The organism is Tsukamurella sputi (genome assembly GCF_007858445.1).
GTDB lineage: Bacteria > Actinomycetota > Actinomycetes > Mycobacteriales > Mycobacteriaceae > Tsukamurella > Tsukamurella sputi.
On record NZ_VIGV01000193.1, the window covers coordinates 1 to 533 of the forward strand.

The 533-nt window shown below is 68.7% G+C and carries 1 protein-coding gene; it reads left to right on the top strand.

Going from position 1 to position 533, the window contains the following annotated elements; all coding sequences use genetic code 11:
* Window positions 1–533 (top strand): tyrosine-type recombinase/integrase (locus FK268_RS23775; RefSeq protein WP_146437907.1); only part of this gene is annotated, 533 nt, incomplete at both ends.

Here is a 533-nt window from a genome sequence, read left to right on the forward strand (position 1 = left end):
GCGGCCTACCGGCTCGAAACACTGCGCGACTGCGGACTCGTCGACGACCTGGGAGCAGCGATCTTCCTGCGCCGCGGCGGGAACGTCCACCGCAAGACCCGCCGACCGAGGCCCTTTCCACCCGATGTCATCGAACGCATCGACACCCTGATCGGCGACAACCCGGACACCGATCCCACTCTCCGGGCGATGATCGCCACCACACGATGGGCGGGGTGCCGCATATCCGAACTCGTCGCCCTCCCGATCGACTGCCTCCAACACAGTGAGCAGGGCCACTGGATCGAATACTGGATGACCAAAACCAGCGCCTGGCGGCGGCTTCCAGTCCCCGAAAGCCTCGCCGAGATCATCCGCGACCAGCAGACCCGCGTCCGCGACACCTACGGCCCCGACGCCGAGCACCTCTTCCCTGGCGCCCGGTCCAGCGCCATCGCCGGCCGCACCCAGCCCTGGTCCACCAGCGGGCTACGACACCGCCTCGCCGCACTGTTCCGCGAGCACGGCATCACCACGTCCGTCGCCACCGGCGA